Genomic DNA, 18,656 nt, shown 5'->3' on the forward strand with positions numbered 1-18,656 from the left:
CATGAGTCGTCCCGACGTCGTCGTCACCGGGCTCGGCGCGACGACCCCGCTCGGCGGGGACGTCGCGTCGACCTGGGACGCCATGCTCGCCGGCCGCTCCGGGGTGAGTGCGCTCACCCAGGAGTGGGCCGCGCAACTACCCGTCCGGATCGCCGCCGAGCTGGCGGTCGACCCGTCCGAGGTGCTGGACCGGGTGAAGCTGCGCCGGTTGGACCGCTCGGAGGCGATCGCCATCATCGCCGCCCGGCAGGCGTGGGCCGACGCCGGTCTGGACGAGGCCGGGCCGGACCCGGAGCGGCTGGCGGTCAGCGTCGGCTCGGGCATCGGCGGCGCGACCACCCTGCTCGCCCAGGACGACATCCTGGAGGCGTCCGGACCGCGGCGGGTCTCCCCGCACACCATCCCGATGCTGATGCCGAACGGCCCGGCCGCCTGGGTCGGTCTGGAGCTGGGCGCCAAGGCCGGCGTGCACACCGTCGCCAGCGCCTGCGCGACCGGCGCGGAGGCGATCGCGCTGGGGCTGGACATCATCCGCGCCGGCCGGGCCGACGTGGTGGTGGCCGGCGGCACCGAGGCGGTCATCCACCCGCTGCCGATCGCCGGCTTCAGCTCCATGCGGGCCATGTCGACCCGCAACGACGAGCCGGAGCGGGCCTCCCGGCCGTGGGACTCCGGCCGCGACGGCTTCGTGCTCGGTGAGGGCGCGGGCGTGGTGATCCTGGAGCGCGCCGACCACGCCGCCGCCCGGGGCGCCCGGGTGTACGCGCGCCTCGCCGGCGCGGGGATCACCTCGGACGCGTACGACATCGTGCAGCCGCACGCCGAGGGTGAAGGCGCCATCCGCGCCATCGCCCGGGCGGTCGCCGACGCGGACGTGGCCCGTACCGACATCGTGCACGTCAACGCGCACGCCACCTCGACCCCGGTCGGGGACATGCTGGAGATCGGCGCGCTGCGTCAGGCGGTCGGCGACCACCCGGTGCTCACCGCCACGAAGTCGATGACCGGGCATCTGCTCGGCGCGGCCGGCGCGCTGGAGTCGATCGCCACCATCCTGGCCATCCGGGACGGCGTGATCCCGCCGACGATCAACCTGGACGAGCCGGACGAGGGCCTGACCCTGGACGTGGCCGCGCACAAGGCCCGTCACATGGAGATTCCGGCGGCGCTGAACAACGCGTTCGGCTTCGGCGGCCACAACGTGGCGCTGGTCTTCACCCGCCCCTGAGGTAAGGAAGGGCCCCTTCTTAACAGTCACCTGTTAAGAAGGGGCCCTTCCTCTACCGCAGGCGTTAATAAGGGGCCCTTCCTTACACCTCAGCCGCGGTTGCGGGGGTGTTGCCGGGCGGTCCGCTCGTTGCCGCGCCGGTAGTTGCCCGTCCACCGGGCCATGGCCAGCTGCGGGTCGTCGCCGACCTCGGCCAGGAACTGCGCGGCCCGGCCACCGCGCAACGTGCCGGCGACCCGGCCGTGATGCGTGATGACCACCGTGCCGTCGGCGCGCTCGACGTAGCGGAAACCCTGTGCTGCCTCTCCCATGCGCGCCACCCTGCCAGCCGGGAACGCCCGGACGCACCCGGGTTTCGGCGCGGCCGGGCGAGCGGCGGCGGTCAGGTGCGGCAGGTGGTGGCCGGCAGGCCGGAGACCGGCACCGGGGAGCGCCCGGCCGGGCGGGCCTTGCCGGCGAGCACCGCGGCGAGCCCGGTCATCGAGGCGCGGGTGGACGAGTAGGTGGCCATCAGCGTCGGGGACTTCGCCCCGGACAGCACGTACGGCGTGTCCATCGCCACCGTCACGGCGGCGTCGGCGCGCAGGTCCTTCGCGCCGTCGCCGTACCCGACCAGGTGGACCACGGTGCCGCCGGAGGGCACCACCTTGACCCCGGCCGCGGTGAGCGCCTCGGTCAGCAGCTTGCGGGTGCGTTCCCGGCCGCCGGAGGAGGTCACGCTCACCGGTCCGGTCACCGCGCCGCCGCACTTGCCGCGCAGGACCGTCACGGCGGCGGTGGCCAGGTCGTCGGCGGCCTTGCGGTGCGCGGCGCCGTCGAGCGTGGACAGCGCGGGCGTGTCCCGCCCGGCCAGCCGGAACTTCATGGTCAGCACGCGGGTGACCGCCTCGACCAGGCGGGCGCGGGGCAGCGAGCCGTCCTTGAGCGCGGCGCGCAGCCCGTCGTACGCCTGCTTGACGTTCGGGGTCATCAGGATGAGGTCGTTGCCGGCGTTGAGCGCGCGCACGGCGGCCTCGCCCGGCGACCACTTCTTCGCCGGGGCCATGTTCATCCCGTCGGTGATCACCACACCCTGGAAGCCGAGCTGGCCGCGCAGCACGTCGGTGAGCAGCTTGCGGGAGAACGTGGCGGGGGTGCCCGGGTCGACGGCCTTGACGTCCAGGTGGGCCGACATCACCGCCATGGCCCCGGCTCCGATCCCGGCCCGGAACGGCGGGAACGCGAGGCGGTCCAGCTCGGCGCGGGACTGCTTGATCACCGGCAGTTCGGTGTGCGAGTCCTCGGCGCTCAGGCCGTGCCCGGGGAAGTGCTTGACGGCGGCGCCGACGCCCTCCGCCTGAAGGCCGCGTACCGCGCCCGCCACCTGCGGGGACGCGGTCGCCGGGTCGGCGCCGAAGGACCGGGAGCCGATCACCGTGCTGCGGGCCGCCAGCACGTCGGCGACCGGGGCGAAGTCGAGGTTGACGCCCATCGCGGCCAGCTCGGCCCCGGCGGCCCGCCAGGCGGCCTCGGTCAGCGCCGGGTTCCCGGCGGCGCCGGCGGCGAGCGGGCTGGGCAGCAGCGTCACCCCGTCGGTGATCCGGGTGACCACGCCGTACTCCTGGTCGGTGCCGATCAGGAAGGGCGCGGCGCCGGCGGGCAGCTTTCCGGCGGCGGCGCGCAGCCCGTCGGTGAGCGCGCGGACCTGTTTCGGGTTGTCCACGTTCGTGGTGGCCTGGTTGCCCGAGGTCGGGTCGTCGGCGCTGAAGCCGACCAGGATCAGCCCGCCGAGCCGGTACTTCGCCACCATCTCGGCGGGGGTGTCGACCCCGGCGAGCGCCCGGTTCCCGGCCGCCGACCCGGCGGAGACCTCGGTGGCGGAGCTGCCGTACGCGTACGGCATCAGCACCTGCCCGACCAGGTCCTCGTCGCTGAGCGTGCCGACGAGCGCGGTGGCCCGGGCGGCCGGATCGGCGGCCGGCTGATCACTCGGCGCGGGCGCGGCCGACGACGGCGCCGGGCTCGTCGGGGTGGGCCGGGGCCGGTCCGGCCCGTCCGAGCACCCGGAGACGAGCAGCGCGGTCAGTGCGGCGAGCGCGACGGCGGAGCGCCGCGGGGAAATCGACACGCGGCCCACCGTATCGGGGCAACTCGGCCGCCGTCACCCGACCCGGGTGAGCAGCGTCACCGGCGCGCCGTCGCCGGCGTACCGGTAGGGCTCCAGCTCGGCGTCCCAGGCGGTGCCGAGCGCCTTGTCCAGGGCGTGGGCCAGCGCCTCCGGGCTGCGCGCGGAGGCCATCAGGCTGCGGAGCCGGTCCTCGCCGAGCTGGATGTCGCCGGCCGCGCCGACCGCGGCACGGAACAGCCCTCGGCCCGGTACGTACATGAAACGCTCGCCGTCGACGCCGGGACTGGGTTCCTCGGTGACCTCGAAACGGATCATGGGCCACTGCCGGAGGGCAGCGGCCAGCTCCGCGCCGGTCCCCGGGCTGCCGGTCCAGCCGCACTCGGCGCGACGGGCGCCCGGATCGACGGGCTGCGCCGTCCAGTGCAGGTTGACCGGCGCGGCGAGGACGCGCGCGATCGCCCACTCGACGTGCGAGCACACGGCGAGCGGGGTCGAGTGGACGTATACGACGCCACGCGTTGGCACGGTGACCTCCCGGTGAGCCGAGGTGCGTCTTCCCCTACGACCTCGTCCTACCGAGTGGTACCTGGCACACATGATGACCTGTGTGACTGGTGGTGCGCCAGCGAATCGGAAAATTCGCCGGGCCGCGGGGGCGGGAAATACCCGGGTGGTCGACCCGGTTATGCCCTCTGACGCCGCGACGACCAGCCAGGTGTCGTGGTCGTGTACAGTTCTCTGGGCGGTTCTCTGTGCCGCCGTACATCTTCGCGGGCCGGCGCCTATCCGGGCGTCACTCGCACAGCCCCCGGACGGCCTTCCGTCCCCACCGTACGTCTGCAAGGAGTACCTCCGTGGCGAGCAACACCTCTAAGACCGCGCGCGCGTCCGTCCGGGCCGGCCAGGCTGGCCAGGGTGGCGCCCTCAGCGTGCTGGGCGAGTTCAAGTACCTGATCCCGCTCAACGGCGGCAAGCACGCCTACGTGCGCAACCTGACCAACGGCAAGACCGCGCACCTGCGCACCGACTCCGACGCCTTCGTCGAGGAGATCCGGGTGCTGGCCGCCGCCGGCCACGCCGCCAAGATCCGCGCCGAGATCAACGGCCTGGCCGCGTCCTACCCGGACCACGGCTGGGACGCCACCGAGAAGCGCCTGGTCGAGGCCGGCGTCTTCGAGGGCTGAGCGCCCTCACCCGCACCACCGCGACCGCCCGCCGGGATCATCCCGGCGGGCGGTTTCGCGTCTGCTCCTGCGGCAGCAGCGTGACCTCGCCGGTGGCCAGGTCGTAGAGCGCGCCCTCCACCGCCAGTTCACCGGCCTCCACCGGCCCGGCCAGCCGGTCGTCGGCGCGCAACGCGGCCACCGTGCGCCGGACGTGGCGGCGGATCGCCAGCGGGTGCGCGTCGGGGTCGTCCACCCCGACGTCGGTGACCGCCGGGGCGATCCGGTCCACCACGTACGCGAGGTCCCCGCCGGGGCGCCGTCCGGTGCGCAGCGCCTCGACCGTCGAGCCGACCGCGCCGCAGCGCTCGTGGCCGAGCACCATCACCAGGCGTACGCCGAGCTGCTCCACCACGTACTCGATCGAGCCCCGGACGGCCCGGTCCAGCACGTGTCCGCCGGTACGGATCACGCAGATCGAACCGAACGTCTGGTCGAAGATCGCCTCCAGTGGCACGCGGGAGTCGATACAGCCCAGCACCACCGCGTACGGCTGCTGGTCGCCGGAGGCCACCGCCGCGGCAGCGGTGACGTCGTGCCCGTGCACCGGCTGCCCGCTGATGAAGCGGCGGTTCCCGGCGAGCAGCTCGGCCAGCGCGGCGCGGGGAGTGCGGGCGGTGAACGGCATGCCTCCCAGCCTGGTCACCGATCCGACCTCGCGGGGCCGGACGGGAATCTTCTCCGAAGGCCGGTTGCCGTGGTCTCATGGCGGGTAACGCCGGTGTCACCGCCGGGTCATCCGGTGGACATGCACCGGCGGGCCCGGGAGGTGGACGATGCCGGACCTGGAACTGCGGCTCCCCGACGACGTACGCCTGCACGTCAGCGTCACCGGGCCGGTCGACGCCGAGGTCACCGCCGTCCTGCTGCACGGCTGGACGCTGGACGGGCGCAGCTGGCACCGTCAGGTCGCCGAGCTGCGGGAACGCTTCGGCGGCCGGGTCCGGGTGGTCACCTACGACGCGCGCGGCCACGGCCGGTCGAGCTGCCTGGCGCTGCGCGACGCCACCCTCGCCCAGCTCGGTGACGACCTGGCGGCGGTGGTCGACGAGATCGTCCCGTCCGGTCCGGTCGTCCTGGTCGGGCACTCGATGGGCGGGATGACCGTGATGGAGTACGCCCACCGCCACCCCGACCGGTTCGCCGCGCGTACCGCCGGTCTGGTCTTCGTCTCCACCACCGCCGAGGGGCACACGCACACCGCGTACGGCCTCTCCCCCCGGATCACCAGGCTGATCCGCCTGGCCGAGACCACCGGCGCCGGGGTGCTGGCCCGCTGCGGCGGCTGGCGGCCCCCGCACGCGCTGCTGCGCGCGCTGCGCCCGAGCATCCGCTGGATGCTGTTCGGCGACCGCTGCGACCCGGCGGACATCCGGCTGGTCACCTCCGCGGTGGCCCGGGCCACGCTGCGCTCGATCGGCGGTTTCCGCGCCTCGATCGGCGCCCAGCACCGGCTGGAGACGCTCGCCGCGCTCGGCGGGCTGCCGGCCGCCGCGCTGGTCGGTGACCGGGACCGGCTCACCCCGCCGCCCTGCGCCGAGTCGATCGCGGCGGCGCTGCCCACCACGGAGCTGACCGTCTGCCCGGGCGCCGGGCACATGCTCATGATGGAGCGCCCCGACGCGGTGAACGCCGCCGTCTCCGGCGTGCTGGACCGGGTGCTGGCCGGCCGCCCGGCGACCCGCCGCTGAGCGTCCCCCGCATCCGAGCGGCACCGACGTACGCCACGTGCGCGGCATGCCCCGGCGTGCCGGTTGCCGGCGGCCCGTACCCTCATTCAGCCCGTCGTGCCCTCCGAACACAGGAGCATCCGCGTTGACCGACCAGACCACGCTGGACCGGGAGATCGCCGCTGAGCAGCGCCACCTCGACCGGGTGTACGCCCGGCTGGCCGAGCTGCGCCGGTCCGCGGCCGAGGCCGAGCGGGAGGGCTACCGGCTGGCCCGGGTCGGCAACTTCGGCGCGCTGGTCGAGCGGGACGCGATGGTCTTCCACGCCGCACAGCGCCGGCACGTGCTGGACGCCGAGCACGAGGGGCTGGTGTTCGGCCGGCTGGACCTGCGTACCGGGCAGGTGCTGCACGTCGGGCGTCTCGGTGTGCGGGGCGTGGACGCGGAGACGCTGGTGGTGGACTGGCGGGCACCCGCCGCCGCCGCGTTCTACCAGGCCACGCCCGCCGAGCCGCGCGGCGTGGTGCGCCGGCGCACGATCCAGTCCTCGGCCGAGAAGGTCACCCGGATCGAGGACGACCTGCTGGACCCGGAGGCCGCCCCGCCGGACATGGCGGTGGTCGGTGACGGGGCGCTGCTGGCCACGCTGTCGCGGGCCACCGGCCGGGGCATGCGGGACATCGTCGCCACCATCCAGCGCGAGCAGGACGAGGCGATCCGCTCCCCCGGCAACGGCGTCACGATCGTCTCCGGCGGCCCGGGCACCGGCAAGACGGCGGTGGCGCTGCACCGGGCCGCGTACCTGCTCTACTCCGACCGGGCCCGGTACGCCGGCGGCGGCATCCTGGTGGTCGGCCCCTCCGGCGTGTTCGTCGAGTACATCGCCTCGGTGCTGCCCTCGCTGGGCGAGGAGACCGCCACGCTGCACTCGCTCGGCTCGCTGTTCCCCGGCCTGTCCGCGTCCCGGACCGACCCGCCGGACGTGGCGGCGGTGAAGGGGTCGCTGCGGATGCGCCGGGTGCTGGAACGCGCGGTACGCGACGCGGTGCCGGACTCCCCGGCCGAGCTGCGCCTGCTCTACCGGGGCGAGCTGCTGCGCCTGGAGCGTCCCGCGCTGGACGCGGTCCGGGACCGGACGCTGGCCCGTGGCGCACGCCGCAACGAGGTACGCCGGGCGGCGTTCGACGCGGTGCTCGCCGCGCTCTACGCGCAGGCCCGCACGCTGCGGGTGGGCCGGCTGCCGGAGCAGCCCGCGTTCGAGGACGAGATCATCGAGCGGCCGGAGTTCCGCGAGTTCCTCAAGGCGTGGTGGCCCCGGCTGCATCCACGGCACGTGCTGGACTGGCTGGCCCGCCCGGACCGGCTGCGCCGCTACGCCGGTGGGATCCTCTCCTCGGCCGAGATCCGGCTGCTCGGCGACGCGTACCGGAGCCTCGCGACCGAGGGGCTGACGGTGGCCGACATCGCGCTGCTGGACGAGCTGGACGCGCTGCTCGGCAAGCCGGTGCAGCGGGCCCGCCCCAAGCGCGACCCGTACCAGCTCGCTGGGGGTGTGCGTGAGCTGAGCACGTACGCCGACCGGCAGCGCGCCGCCCGCGCGGCGGCGCGGGAGCGTCCGGCCGACTACCGCGACTACGCGCACGTGGTGGTGGACGAGTCGCAGGACGTCTCGCCGATGCAGTGGCGGATGATCGGCCGGCGCGGGCGGCTGGCGTCCTGGACCGTGGTCGGTGACCCGGCGCAGACCGCCTGGACCGGCGACCCGCAGGAGCTGGACCGGGCCCGTGACCAGGCGCTGGGCCGGCGTAAGCGGCACCGCTACGAGCTGACCACCAACTACCGCAACTCGGCGGAGATCTTCGCGGTGGCGGCGGCGGAGATCCGTCGGCTCTACCCGGACCTGCCGCTGCCCGACGCGGTCCGGTCCACGGGCGTGCCGCCGATCGAGCGCACGGTGCCCGCCGCCGACCTGCCGGCGGCCACCGTCGAGGCGGCCGAGGCGCTGCTCGCGCAGGTGGAGGGCACCGTCGGCGTGATCACGCCGGTGCCGCGCCGCGACGAGGTGGCCGGCTGGCTGGGCGCGCTCGGCGCGGGCCGCCTGCAGGTCGTCACCAGCCTCCAGGCCAAGGGCATGGAGTACGACGGTGTGGTGCTGGTGGCACCGGGCGAGATCCGGGCGGACCCCGGCTCGGGCGTCCGCACGCTCTACGTGGCGCTGTCCCGGGCCACCCAGCGCCTCACCACGCTCGACCCGGTGGGGTGACCGGCCCCGCCGCCACCCACAGTTCACTTGCATACATAGCGATGTGAACATACATTGGGCCGGGCCGGTACGGGGCAGGAAGGGTGTTGGCGTGGGCGCAGGTCATGACCACAGCGGCGCGGTGGCCAACGCGGCGCACCGCCACCGGGGCCGCCTCTGGGCCGCCTTCGCGCTGCTCGCCGCCCTGATGGTGGTCGAGGCGGTCGCCGCCTTCACCACCGGCTCCCTGGCACTGCTCTCCGACGCCGGGCACATGTTCACCGACGTCCTCGGCATCGGCATGGCCCTCGCGGCGATCACCGCCACCCGCCGCGCCGGCACCGACCCGCAACGGACGTTCGGGCTCTACCGGCTGGAGGTGCTCGCCGCCCTCGCCAACGCCGTACTGCTCGGCGCCGTCGCGATCTACGTCCTGGTCGAGGCGGTGCGCCGCTTCGGCGAGCCGCCGGAGGTGCTGGCCGGCCCGATGCTCGTGGTGGCGGTGCTCGGCCTGCTCGCCAACATCGTCGCGTTCGCGCTGCTGCGCGCCGGGTCGAAGGAGAGCATCAACCTGCGCGGGGCGTACCTGGAGGTGCTCGGCGACCTGCTCGGCTCGCTCGGCGTGATCGCCGCCGCGCTGGTCATCGCGCTGACCGACTGGTGGTGGGCCGACCCGCTGGTCGCCGTCGGGATCGGCCTGTTCATCCTCCCGCGCACCTGGCGGCTCGGCCGGGCCGCGCTGCGCATCCTGGTGCAGGCCGCGCCGGAACACCTCCAGGTGACCGCCGTGCACGACCGGCTGGCCGCCGTACCCGGCGTGGCCGAGGTGCACGACCTGCACGTCTGGACGCTCACCTCGGGCATGGAGGTGGCCTCGGCGCACCTGACCACCGACCCGGGCGCGGACCCGGCCGGGGTGCTGGCCGCCGCGCGGGCCGCCCTGCACGAGGACTTCTCCATCGATCACGCCACGTTGCAGGTCGAACCCGGAGCGTCGGCCGGAGTGTGCGGACAGACCGAGTGGTGATTAGGACACACTTAAATCACTGTGGCTAATGTAGTCTTATGCCGGTTTTGCCCCGCCTAGTGGCACTGCTCCACAGAGCCGCGCCCGGGCAGCGCCGGTAGTCTCGGTCGCGACCGCACCCGCGGGCGCCACCGGCCCCGGTGGGGCGGCCGTCGCCTAATCGTCCGCAGGGACGAGCCGGGGAACCACGTACGTGGGGTGCATCCGCGTCAGCGGTAGGGATCTTCCGTCCCGAACCCGTCAGCTAACCCGGTCGGCGCTGACGGAAGGACGTGTGAATGCCCCCAGTGGCACCTGTACGAAGGACGGCCGCCCGGTTGGCGGCCCTGCTCGTCGCGACGCTGACCCTCGGCGTCGCGACCGTTCCGGCCTCCCCCGCCTCGGCGGCGCCGGCGACCGGCCTGCTCGCCGCCGCGCCCGGCGACGACGAGGGCGGCACGCCCGAACTGCGTGCCCAGCTCGACGCCGCCAGCAAGGGCTGGCTGGAGGCGAAGGCCGCGCTGAACCGGTCGGTGAGCCGCCAGAAACAACTCAACGAACAACTCAAGACGGTCGGCGCCGAGCTGGCCGTACGCGACGCCAAGGTCGGCGAGATCGCCGCGGTGGCCTACCGCAACGGCCGCCTGGGCACCGCCGGGGCGCTGCTCGGCAGCAGCAGCCCGGAGGGCTTCATGGACCGGGCCGCCGCACTGGAACAGGTAGCCGCGAACGAGGACCGTACGCTGCGCGACCTGATCACCACCCGCGACGAGGCCACCCGCACCCGCGCCCAGCTCGACGGCGAGATCCGCGAGCAGCGCAAGCAGGTGACGGTGATGGCCAAGCGCAAGGAGCAGGCCGAGCGCGCCCTGGAGGTGGCGAACGACCGGGCCTCACGCAGCAGCAGCGGCGGCGGCAGCGTCCAGGGCACCTCCAGCAAGAACGCGAAGCCGGCGCCGCGCAACTCGGACGGCTCCTGGCCGTCGGAGTCGTGCAGCGTCAACGACCCGACCCCGGCCGACGGCTGCATCACGCCGCGCACGCTGCACGCGCTGCAACAGGCCAAGGCGGCGGGCTTCACCCGGTACGTCTCCTGCCACCGGCCCAGCGGCTCGGGTGAGCACCCGAAGGGACGTGCCTGCGACTTCGCCGCGCAGAAGAACGGCTTCGGCGGCGTGGCCACCGGCGGCGACCGGACGTACGGCAACAACCTGGCCGCGTACTTCGTACGCAACGCCGACCCGCTCGCCGTGCTCTACGTGATCTGGTTCAAGCAGATCTGGCTGCCCAGCAGCGGGTGGAAGTCGTACAGCGGCGGCAACGGCGACCCGTCCAGCGACCACACCAACCACGTGCACCTGTCGGTGTACTGAGCGCCCTGCGGGCCGGCCGGATCAGGCCGGCCGGCCCTCCAGGGTCGCTCCCAGACGCGCCGCCAGGCCCAGGTGAGCCGCCCGGGCCTGGCGGAACGCGTACCCGAACAGCGGCGCCGGCGCGGTGAGCGTGATCTCCACGTCGATGCGTACCGTGCCGTCGGGCTCGTCGCGCAGCCGGGTGTGGTTGCGTACCGTCGTGGCGGGCTGCTGCCGCGCCACTGTGACGACCTCGTCCTCGCTGGCGATCAGCACGTCCGCCTGGTACGTGACCGGGAAGTGCAACGGGCCGAGCTGCAGCCGGTCGGTGATCGCGTAGCTGCCCAGCGCGCCCGGCCGGGACGGCAGCTTCCGGACCCGGACGATCAGCGGATGCAGCTCACCCTGGCGGCTCAGGTCACCCAGCAGGGCCACCGCGTCGGCCCGGCTGCACCGGGCCTGCACGGTGTAGCTGAAGCTGTCGCTGCTCTGCAAGCGGGCCCCCTCGCCGTCGTGCGTCGCGACGATCGTCCCGTACCGACGCCGGACTGGCAACGGGTAGAAGGTCCCCTGGCCGCAGGGCATGTGAACGGCGCTCAGGCGCCGGGCAGCACCTCGGGGGTGTCGTCGGCGAACCACGGCTCGGGCGCGCCGAACAGGCCGAGCAGGCCGGTCACCCAGAGCTGCCGGTGCACGAACCGGCTCGGCTCGGTGACCACGAGCTTGACGCCGCTGACCTCGCAGGTCTGGAAGCCCGCGACCATGGCGCTGATGCCGACCGAGTCGATGAACGTGACGAGCCGCATGTTCAGCTCGATCCGCGAGGGGCGACCCTTCGCGAGCACTTCGGCGATCGCTTCCCGCACCTCGTACGCGGTGTCGACGTCGATCTCCCCACGGGGCGCGATCTGGACGACACCACCCGGCCGCACCGACTTCACGATCGACAGGCTCACGCGAGCACCTCCACTCGCCCATGACGGGCGCCTCATCAGTACGCGGGCCGCGACCGAGCGTATTCCTCCGACGGCCCGGTCGCCACCCCCCGGGATGAGCAATTCGCGAACTGGGCACACCTGGGCGTACCCAATCCGGACCTCCGGGTTCCAGTTTCCCCTTCAGGGCGGACCGCGGCCAGCCGTGTGGCCGGGCGGGCCCGCCGATCCGCCGACCAGGGTAGCTGGCGCACGCACGTCCCGTGGGCACCGGTCCCGGCGCGTTCGGGTGGTTCGTCCCGTTCGTTGCCCGGGCCGCCCGTGAGCCGCGCATGGTTTGCCGGGCGCGCCGGTGGGGCACTGCCCGGGACAGGAACCCGCCGGATGGACACCGGAGTCCGAAGTGGCCGCCGGCCTTCGGCACCCGAGGAGGTAGAAGATGTTCGGATCCAACCTGCTGGACCGCCGGGGCAAGGCCGAGCGCGTCGCCGACCAGGCGTGGCAGAACCTGCTCTCCGCCGTCGGTTCCGCCGGTGACAGCGTGCGCGACGCCACCCGTACCGCCCGCCGCAGCTCCTCCGGCCTGGCCGACGACGCCACCGACCTGGTCGGCTCCGCCGCCGAGGAGGCACGCCGCCGGGCCTCCCTCGCGTTCGACGCGCTCGCCGGCCGCCGGCCCGCGCTGCCGTGGACGCTGCTGATCGCGGCGGCACTCGCCGGCGCGGCGATCGGCTGGGCTGCCGGCACCGCGGCGCGCGCCGCCGGCAGCCGGGACCGCGCCGCCGACGAGATCGAGTTCGTTGACGTCGACCGGCCGAACTCCCCGGCCGGCCTGGACGGCTGACCCGCCCGTACGACACGACGACGGCCGCTCCCGGGGTTCCCGGGGCGGCCGTCGTGCTGCCTCACCCGCAGCGGGTGAGGGCCGCTCACCCGGGACACGCGCAGGATCGCGGGTGCGGGACCACGTGCCCGCGCCGCGATCGACGGGAGGGAGAGCCGGATGGCCACCGACACGGTCACGCGTACCGACCGGGACATCCAGTCCGCCGTGCTCGACGAGCTGACCTGGGAGCCGCGGGTCGGCCCGGACGAGATCGGGGTGACCGTCACCGAGGGCGTGGTGACGCTCACCGGCCGGGTGGACAGCTACGCCAAGAAGTGGGCCGCCGAGCGGGCCGCGCACCGGGTCGCCCGGGTCCGCGCGGTCGCCAACGACCTCGCCGTCCGGATCGACACGACGGCCGGACGGGAGGACCCGGAGATCGCTGTCGCGGCCGTACGGGCGCTGGAGTGGGACGCGTTCGTGCCGATCGAGGCGTTGCAGGTGACTGTGGCCGACGGGTGGGTCACGCTGCACGGCGAGGTCGAGTGGGAGTACCAGCGGCGGGCCGCCGAACGGTCGGTCGCCCGGCTCACCGGCGTACGCGGGGTGAGCAACGGGATCGCCGTGCGCCCCGCTGCGCACGCCGGCGGCCGCGACCTGGCCGAGCGGATCGTGGACGCGCTGGCCCGCAACCGCGCCACCGAGGCCGAGGAGGTCGACGTGCGGGTGCACGGCGACACGGTGCTGCTGGACGGGCAGGTCCACTCGGCCGGCGAGCGCGAGGAGATCGAGCGGGTGGTGTGGAACGCCCCCGGCATCCGGGAGGTGCACAACCACCTGGTCGTGCGCTGACCGGAACCACCCCGCCCGGGTGAGCCCGCCTCACCCGGATCGCGGCCATGGTGGGAGACATGAGTGATCCGAACGGGCTCGACGCGCTGGTTCGGCCGGACTCGGATCGGCGGGTGAGTGCCGGATGACCACGCCACTCCAGGTCACCACCGCACGACTGCGGATCCCGGTGACCGAACGCGACCATGTGCGAGGGCCGGTGGACGCGCCGGTCACGATCGTCGAGTACGGCGACTTCCAGTGCCGGTTCTGCGGCGCCGCGTACCCGAACCTGACCGAGGTGCTGCGCCAGCGGGCCGACACGGTGCGGCTGGCGTACCGGCACTTCCCGATCACCAACGTCCACCCGTACGCGGAGAGCGCCGCGGAGACCGCCGAGGCCGCCGCCGCCCGGGACCGGTTCTGGGAGATGTACGACTGGCTCTACCAGCACCAGGACCAGCTCGACCCGGTGCACCTGTCGCTGGGCGTCGAGCAGATCGGCCTGTCGCCGGAGGAGGTCGCCGCGGAGGTCGGCCGGCAGGACTACGCCGACCGGGTCCGGCAGGACTTCGTCGGCGGTATCCGCAGCGGCGTCAACGGCACCCCGACGTTGTTCGTCAACGACGTCCGCCACGACGGCGGCTACGACCTGGCCGAGCTGCTCGCCGTGGTGGACGCCGCGGCCGACGACCGCTGAGCGACGGTCAGATCAACCGCAGCTCGCGCGCCCGCCGGACGGCGTCCCGCCGGCGGGTCGCGTCGAGCTTGCGGTAGATGTTGCGCACGTGCGTCTTCACCGTGTTGACCGACAGCGACAGCTCGGCGGCGATCTCCACGTTGGACAGGATGCTCTGCAGATAGCGCAGGATGGTCAGCTCCCGCTCGGTGAGCGGCTCGTCGAGCGTCCGGGCCGGGCCGTCCGCCGTCGCGGCGGCCGGTTGCGCGTCCACGCCCCGGACCAGCTCGCTCACAGTGGCCCAGTACGCGGTGCCGGAGTCCAGCCGCGCGGCGAGCAGGTCCCGTACCCCGGGGTCGGCCCGGGTGAAGACGCGCCGGAAGCCGTCCGGCTCGGCGAGCGCCAGCACCTCCTCCAGCAGCCGGCCGGCGCGCCGGGCGTCACCGGTGGCGCCGGCGAGCGCCGCGTCGAGCAGCCCGGCGCCCAGCCGCACCGGCAGCGGCCAGTCCGCCGCGCCGGGCGCGGTCCAGTCGGGCAGCGCCCGTTCGGCAGCCCGGGCGTCACCGGCGCGCAGCCGCAGCCGCGCGGCCGCCAGCGCCGGCGCCGGCCCGTCGCCCGCCGCGTCGAGCAGCGCCCGGGCGCCGTCGACGTCGCCGACGACAGCGCGTACCTGTGCCTCCTCCGCGGCCAGCCACTCGCCCAGCTCCGGGCCGGGCGCGACGGTCCGCGCCTCGGCGAGCGTGCGCAGCGCGCCGCCCGGGTCGCCGCCGTCGGCCAGCAGCCCGGCCCGGCACAGCGCGGTGAGCGCGGCGCCGCCCGGCTCCGCGCCGGCCGGTCCGGCGAGCGCCAGGTGGGCCGTGGCCTCCGCCGGCCGGTCCCGCTGCCAGTCCACGAGCGCCAGCGCCAGGTACGCGTAGCCGCAGTCGGACCGGGACGCCCAGCCCTGGCAGGGCGGCATCGCCAGCGCCTCCCGGGCCAGCTCCTCGGCGGCCCGCAGCGCACCCCGGGCCGCCTCCAGCAGTGCCGAGCGGCTGACGCAGAGCAGTTCGGTACGCGGCCGCCCGGCCCGCCGCGCCGCCTCCCGCGCGGTGGCGAACCGGTCCCGGGCGGTGGACAGCTCCCCCTCGGCCAGCGCGGCCAGTCCGTGCGCGGCGCCGGCCACCGCGCGCACGTCGTCCCGCTCGGCCGCACCGGCGCGCGGATCGCCGGCCCCGGTTTCCGGGCCGCCCTCGGACACTTCGGCCGGGCCGGCGGCCAGCAGGCGATCGGCGGCCCGGCGTACCTCCTCGTGGTCGCCGCCCAGCCGGGCGAGACTCAGCTCCACGGCGGCGGCGAGCCGGCCGAACCGGTCACGGCGCGGCGCGGGCAGGCCGGCGGCGTCGGCCAGCGCCCGCCGCAGCTGCACGTCTGCCGCGGCCGGATCCCCGGCGTACGCCCGCTCGGCCGCGGCGGCCAGCGCCAGCTCCGGATCCCGGCGGACCGCCTCGGCGGGCGGCTCGGGCGGAGCGGGTACGGCGGCCGGTTCGCCCGGCGCCAGCTCGGGCCAGCGGGTGACGAGCAACTCGGTGGCGTCGGCCCACTCACCGGCGAGAAGCGCGTGCCGCAGCGCCTCGGCCGGCCGGTCGTGGGTGCCGTACCAGCCGGCGGCCCGCCGGTGCAGCTCGCGCACCTCGTCGGCGGGCAGCCGGTCCAGCTCGTCGCGCAGCACGTCGGCCAGGAGCGGGTGCGGCCGGTACCACTGCGGGCTGCCGCCGTCCTGGTGGAGGAAACCGCCCTCCCGGGCCGCCTCGGCGAGCAGGTGCCCGGCGTCGGGCCGCCCGGTCAGCGCGGCGGCCAGGTCGGCGTGGACCGCGACGGCCACCGCCACCCGGCGCAGGACGTCGCGGGTCGCCGGTTCCAGCCGGGCGAGCACCTCGTCCCGCAGGTACGCGGCGACGTCCGGCTGGTCACCGGCGAACCGTTCCACGGCGCGCGCCGGGTCGGCGCCGTCGCCGAGCGCGAGCGCGGCGAAGCGCAGCCCGGCCGGCCAGCCGGTGGTGCGCTCGGCGAGCCGGGCCACGGCCGCGGCGGGTACCGCCACTCCGTGCGCGACCAGCAGGTCGGCCACCTCGTCGGCGGTGAACGCCAGGTCGTCGGCGCCGATCACGGTCAGCTCGCCGGCCAGCCGCCAGCGGTGCAGCGCCAGCGGTGGTTCGCCCCGCGCGCCGGCCACCAGCCGCAACCGGCCGTCGGAGTGCCGGAGCAGGAACTCCAGCCCGGTCAGGGCGGCCGGGTCGCTGACCCGGTGCAGGTCGTCCAGGACCAGCAGCACGGGCCGTTCCCGGGCGGCGAGCGCGGCGGCGAGCGTTTCGAGCTGCTCGGGCCGGGGCGGTCCGTCTGGCGCCGGCGGCGGCCCGTCGTCCGGGTCGTCGGCGGCGGCGGTACGCAGGGCCGCCGCGAGATAGCCCCAGAGCCGCCGGGTGGTCTCCCCCTCGGCCACCGTCACCCAAGCCGGCGCCGGCCCGTCCCGCTCCCCCTGCGCCCAGGTCGACAGCAGCGTCGTCTTGCCCCAGCCGGCCGGCGCGCAGACGAGCGTCACCGGCCCGGACGCGCCCTGTTCCAGCCGGTCCAGCAGCCGGGGACGCAGCAGGACCGGCTCCGGCGGCGCGGGCGGCGTCAACCGGGACGCCAGCAGCGGCGGGCCACCGGGCAGAGCATCACCGGCGACATCGGGTGAATCGAGGCCGGTGGTGAGCAGATCGGGCGTACCGGTGATGTCGCTTGTGCCGCTCGGTGCGGTGACGACCTGGTCTGCCTCCTCCGGCATGCGTCCCTCCCCCCGTCGGTGCGGGCAGCGGTTACCCGCACCGCGCCGGTTCACCCCTTCCGGGCGAACCCCGCTCACCCGGGCGGCCCGCACCCTGTAGACACGCGGGGCGGCCGGACGGAGCGCCGGTCGCCCGGGACGGCGGGAGGTCGGGTGGCGCGGAACAGACGGCTCGCGGCCGGCGCGCTGGCGCTGGCGGGGGCACGGGTGCTGGCTCCGGCGGGCGCGCGGCTGCTGGCCCGCCGCCGGGCACGGCGGGCCGGTACCGACCCGCGGCCGGGCCGGTGGCAGGTGGTGACGGTGGCCGCGGCGCCCGAACAGGTGCTCCCGGCCGGGCGGTGGCCCGAGCCGATGCGGCGCCTCGACGGCGCGGTCGAGGTGTGGGCCCGCCCGGCCCCCGGCGGGCGCGGCACGGAGCTGGCGGTCCGCCCGCTGGGCGGGGAGTGCACGCTCCCGGGGTTCGCCGCGCACCTGGTCGGCGACGACCCGGGCCGGTTCCTGCGCCACGTGCTGCGGCAGACCAAGCAGCTCCTGGAGACCGGCGAGGTGCTGCGGGCGGACCGTTCGCCGCTGGACCGGCCGGGGACCGTGACATGAGGGCGCTGTGCTGGGCCGGCGCCGGCCTCGTGGAGGTGCGCCGCGTACCCGACCCGGAGTTGCGCAACGCCCAGGACATGATCGTCCGGGTCCGGCGGAGCACGACCTGCGGCGCGGACCTGCCGCTTCTGGGCGGGCGGGTGCCCGAGGCGTCCGCCGGGGAGGTGCTCGGACGCGAGTTCCTGGGCGACGTGGTCGAGGTCGGGCCGGAGGTACGCCGGCACCGGGTCGCCGACCGGGTGGTGGTGGGCGCGGCGGTGGCCTGCGGGGCGTGCTGGTTCTGCCGGGGAGGGCTGCCGGCCTGCTGTGACAACGGCACGAGCGGCGTGACGGCCGAGCCGGAGTGGGGGCAGCCGTCCGCCGGGGGTTACGGCCGGCCCGCCCGGCTGGGCGGCTTCGCCGGTGGTCACGCCGAGTACGTGCGGGTGCCGTACGCCGACATGGGCGCCTTCGCCGTACCGGAGTCGGTGAGCGACGAGCGGGCGGTGTTCGCCGCGGACGCCGCGCCGGCCGGCTGGTACGGCGCCGAGCTGGGCGAGGTCTCCCCCGGCGACGTGGTGGCGGTGTGGGGCGCGGGCGCGGTCGGCCAGCTCACCGCCGACGCGGCGGTGGCCCGGGGCGCGGCCCGGGTGGTGGTCGTCGACGACCACGACGACCGGCTGCGGATGATCTCCGGGCACGACGGCGTGGAGGCGCTCAACCACAGGTACGTGGACGTGCTCGCCGAACTGCGCGAACGCAGTGGCGGCCGGGGCCCGGACGTGTGCGTCGACGCGTCGGGGGTACCGGCCGCGCCGGTGCGGTGGCCGGCGGCCCAGCCGGACGGCGGGGCCGCGCTGCGCGAGGCGGTGCACGCCTGCCGCAAGGGCGGCGTGGTGGTGGTGCTCGACGCCCGGCCCGGATTCGTGGACCGGTTCCCGCTCGGCGCGCTCGCGGACAAGGGGCTCGCGGTCCGCGCCGCCCGCCGCCGGGGCGGGGCCGCGATCCCGGCGCTGCTGGATCGGATGGCCCGCGACGAGCTGGTCACCGAGCACCTGGCCACGCACCGGATGCCGCTGGAGCGCGGCGCCGAGGGGTACGCGTTGTTCCGGGACCGGGCCGACGGCTGCGTCCGGGTGGTCTTCACACCGTGAAGGTGAGCGCCGTGGATGGCA

The 18,656-nt window shown here is 75.3% G+C and carries 18 protein-coding genes and 1 riboswitch; of the genes, 11 read left to right on the forward strand and 7 right to left on the reverse strand.

Annotated elements, in window-relative coordinates; genetic code table 11:
* Window position 1 precedes the first annotated feature (1 nt).
* Window positions 2-1,228 carry a beta-ketoacyl-ACP synthase II gene (fabF, locus tag Q3W68_RS27510; RefSeq protein ID WP_302908203.1) on the forward strand — a complete coding sequence of 409 codons (1,227 nt, stop codon included), beginning with the start codon at window positions 2-4 and terminating at the stop codon, window positions 1,226-1,228.
* 89 nt (window positions 1,229-1,317) lie between these two features.
* Here fabF and Q3W68_RS27515 read toward each other — a convergent pair whose 3' ends face one another.
* From Q3W68_RS27515 to Q3W68_RS27525, 3 genes are all read right to left on the reverse strand, one after another.
* Window positions 1,318-1,539 (reverse strand): hypothetical protein, encoded by a 222-nt coding sequence (locus Q3W68_RS27515; protein ID WP_013287840.1) that lies wholly within the window; start codon window positions 1,537-1,539, stop codon window positions 1,318-1,320.
* Window positions 1,540-1,610: 71 nt separating this feature from the next.
* Entirely contained in the window at window positions 1,611-3,335 is a 1,725-nt protein-coding gene (locus Q3W68_RS27520) for a glycoside hydrolase family 3 protein (RefSeq protein WP_302908204.1), read from the reverse strand.
* Between the two features lie 33 nt (window positions 3,336-3,368).
* Window positions 3,369-3,860: a DUF3145 domain-containing protein gene (locus Q3W68_RS27525; protein ID WP_302908205.1), complete on the reverse strand. Its 492-nt coding sequence runs from the start codon at window positions 3,858-3,860 to the stop codon at window positions 3,369-3,371.
* Between the two features lie 329 nt (window positions 3,861-4,189).
* Between Q3W68_RS27525 and Q3W68_RS27530 the strand changes: the two genes are divergently transcribed.
* Window positions 4,190-4,519, forward strand: coding sequence for a hypothetical protein (locus Q3W68_RS27530; protein WP_013287842.1), 330 nt, complete (start codon window positions 4,190-4,192; stop codon window positions 4,517-4,519).
* 37 nt (window positions 4,520-4,556) lie between these two features.
* Here the strand turns inward: Q3W68_RS27530 and Q3W68_RS27535 are convergent, their stop codons facing one another.
* A complete protein-coding gene (locus tag Q3W68_RS27535) occupies window positions 4,557-5,186 on the reverse strand; it encodes a carbonic anhydrase (protein ID WP_302908259.1) in 630 nt (209 codons plus the stop codon).
* A 148-nt stretch (window positions 5,187-5,334) separates the two neighbouring features.
* Between Q3W68_RS27535 and Q3W68_RS27540 the strand changes: the two genes are divergently transcribed.
* The 4 genes from Q3W68_RS27540 (at window position 5,335) to Q3W68_RS27555 (ending at window position 10,849) form a co-directional block, all read left to right on the forward strand.
* Window positions 5,335-6,249 carry an alpha/beta fold hydrolase gene (locus tag Q3W68_RS27540; protein WP_302908206.1) on the forward strand — a complete coding sequence of 305 codons (915 nt, stop codon included), beginning with the start codon at window positions 5,335-5,337 and terminating at the stop codon, window positions 6,247-6,249.
* Between the two features lie 124 nt (window positions 6,250-6,373).
* The gene (locus Q3W68_RS27545) at window positions 6,374-8,491 is read left to right on the forward strand and encodes an AAA family ATPase (protein WP_302908207.1); all 2,118 of its coding nucleotides are present in this window, start codon (window positions 6,374-6,376) and stop codon (window positions 8,489-8,491) included.
* Between the two features lie 91 nt (window positions 8,492-8,582).
* Window positions 8,583-9,497 carry a cation diffusion facilitator family transporter gene (locus Q3W68_RS27550; protein WP_302908208.1) on the forward strand — a complete coding sequence of 305 codons (915 nt, stop codon included), beginning with the start codon at window positions 8,583-8,585 and terminating at the stop codon, window positions 9,495-9,497.
* A gap of 143 nt (window positions 9,498-9,640) precedes the next feature.
* A riboswitch (cyclic di-AMP (ydaO/yuaA leader) is annotated at window positions 9,641-9,771 on the forward strand.
* A 4-nt stretch (window positions 9,772-9,775) separates the two neighbouring features.
* Window positions 9,776-10,849: a hypothetical protein gene (locus Q3W68_RS27555; protein WP_302908209.1), complete on the forward strand. Its 1,074-nt coding sequence runs from the start codon at window positions 9,776-9,778 to the stop codon at window positions 10,847-10,849.
* A 21-nt stretch (window positions 10,850-10,870) separates the two neighbouring features.
* On the opposite strand, the gene Q3W68_RS27560 is transcribed toward Q3W68_RS27555, so the two are convergent.
* Both Q3W68_RS27560 and Q3W68_RS27565 read right to left on the reverse strand, forming a co-directional pair.
* Complete coding sequence (locus tag Q3W68_RS27560; RefSeq protein ID WP_302908210.1) at window positions 10,871-11,323, reverse strand: SRPBCC family protein; 453 nt, start codon at window positions 11,321-11,323, stop codon at window positions 10,871-10,873.
* A 101-nt stretch (window positions 11,324-11,424) separates the two neighbouring features.
* Window positions 11,425-11,784, reverse strand: a complete 360-nt coding sequence (locus Q3W68_RS27565; protein ID WP_013287849.1) for an STAS domain-containing protein — start codon at window positions 11,782-11,784, stop codon at window positions 11,425-11,427.
* A gap of 418 nt (window positions 11,785-12,202) precedes the next feature.
* On the opposite strand from Q3W68_RS27565, the gene Q3W68_RS27570 reads away from it, so the two are divergent.
* The 3 genes from Q3W68_RS27570 to Q3W68_RS27580 all read left to right on the forward strand — a co-directional run bounded on the left by Q3W68_RS27570 (window position 12,203) and on the right by Q3W68_RS27580 (window position 14,120).
* Complete coding sequence (locus Q3W68_RS27570; RefSeq protein ID WP_269704695.1) at window positions 12,203-12,607, forward strand: hypothetical protein; 405 nt, start codon at window positions 12,203-12,205, stop codon at window positions 12,605-12,607.
* A 159-nt stretch (window positions 12,608-12,766) separates the two neighbouring features.
* Window positions 12,767-13,441, forward strand: a complete 675-nt coding sequence (locus Q3W68_RS27575) for a BON domain-containing protein (RefSeq protein ID WP_302908211.1) — start codon at window positions 12,767-12,769, stop codon at window positions 13,439-13,441.
* A gap of 124 nt (window positions 13,442-13,565) precedes the next feature.
* Window positions 13,566-14,120, forward strand: coding sequence for a thioredoxin domain-containing protein (locus tag Q3W68_RS27580; protein WP_302908212.1), 555 nt, complete (start codon window positions 13,566-13,568; stop codon window positions 14,118-14,120).
* A 7-nt stretch (window positions 14,121-14,127) separates the two neighbouring features.
* Here Q3W68_RS27580 and Q3W68_RS27585 read toward each other — a convergent pair whose 3' ends face one another.
* Window positions 14,128-16,905: a LuxR C-terminal-related transcriptional regulator gene (locus Q3W68_RS27585; protein ID WP_302908213.1), complete on the reverse strand. Its 2,778-nt coding sequence runs from the start codon at window positions 16,903-16,905 to the stop codon at window positions 14,128-14,130.
* Between the two features lie 153 nt (window positions 16,906-17,058).
* Between Q3W68_RS27585 and Q3W68_RS27590 the strand changes: the two genes are divergently transcribed.
* Together Q3W68_RS27590 and Q3W68_RS27595 are read left to right on the forward strand one after the other, a co-directional pair.
* The gene (locus Q3W68_RS27590) at window positions 17,059-17,502 is read left to right on the forward strand and encodes a hypothetical protein (protein ID WP_302908214.1); all 444 of its coding nucleotides are present in this window, start codon (window positions 17,059-17,061) and stop codon (window positions 17,500-17,502) included.
* Window positions 17,499-18,635 carry an alcohol dehydrogenase catalytic domain-containing protein gene (locus tag Q3W68_RS27595; protein ID WP_302908215.1) on the forward strand — a complete coding sequence of 379 codons (1,137 nt, stop codon included), beginning with the start codon at window positions 17,499-17,501 and terminating at the stop codon, window positions 18,633-18,635. Before Q3W68_RS27590 ends, Q3W68_RS27595 begins: the two co-directional genes overlap by 4 nt.
* Window positions 18,636-18,656 lie beyond the last annotated feature (21 nt).

Source organism: Micromonospora sp. C28ISP2-4, assembly GCF_030519385.1.
In the GTDB taxonomy this organism is placed as follows: Bacteria; Actinomycetota; Actinomycetes; order Mycobacteriales; family Micromonosporaceae; genus Micromonospora; species Micromonospora tulbaghiae.

Bases quoted from the DNA above. Each gene is read 5' to 3' on its own strand.
- fabF (WP_302908203.1), top strand. From the start codon at position 2: ATGAGTCGTCCCGACGTCGTCGTCACCGGGCTCGGCGCGACGACCCCG.
- Q3W68_RS27515 (WP_013287840.1), bottom strand. From the start codon at position 1,539: ATGGGAGAGGCAGCACAGGGTTTCCGCTACGTCGAGCGCGCCGACGGC.
- Q3W68_RS27535 (WP_302908259.1), bottom strand. From the start codon at position 5,186: ATGCCGTTCACCGCCCGCACTCCCCGCGCCGCGCTGGCCGAGCTGCTC.
- Q3W68_RS27540 (WP_302908206.1), top strand. From the start codon at position 5,335: ATGCCGGACCTGGAACTGCGGCTCCCCGACGACGTACGCCTGCACGTC.
- Q3W68_RS27555 (WP_302908209.1), top strand. From the start codon at position 9,776: ATGCCCCCAGTGGCACCTGTACGAAGGACGGCCGCCCGGTTGGCGGCC.
- Q3W68_RS27570 (WP_269704695.1), top strand. From the start codon at position 12,203: ATGTTCGGATCCAACCTGCTGGACCGCCGGGGCAAGGCCGAGCGCGTC.
- Q3W68_RS27575 (WP_302908211.1), top strand. From the start codon at position 12,767: ATGGCCACCGACACGGTCACGCGTACCGACCGGGACATCCAGTCCGCC.
- Q3W68_RS27580 (WP_302908212.1), top strand. From the start codon at position 13,566: ATGACCACGCCACTCCAGGTCACCACCGCACGACTGCGGATCCCGGTG.
- Q3W68_RS27585 (WP_302908213.1), bottom strand. From the start codon at position 16,905: ATGCCGGAGGAGGCAGACCAGGTCGTCACCGCACCGAGCGGCACAAGC.
- Q3W68_RS27595 (WP_302908215.1), top strand. From the start codon at position 17,499: ATGAGGGCGCTGTGCTGGGCCGGCGCCGGCCTCGTGGAGGTGCGCCGC.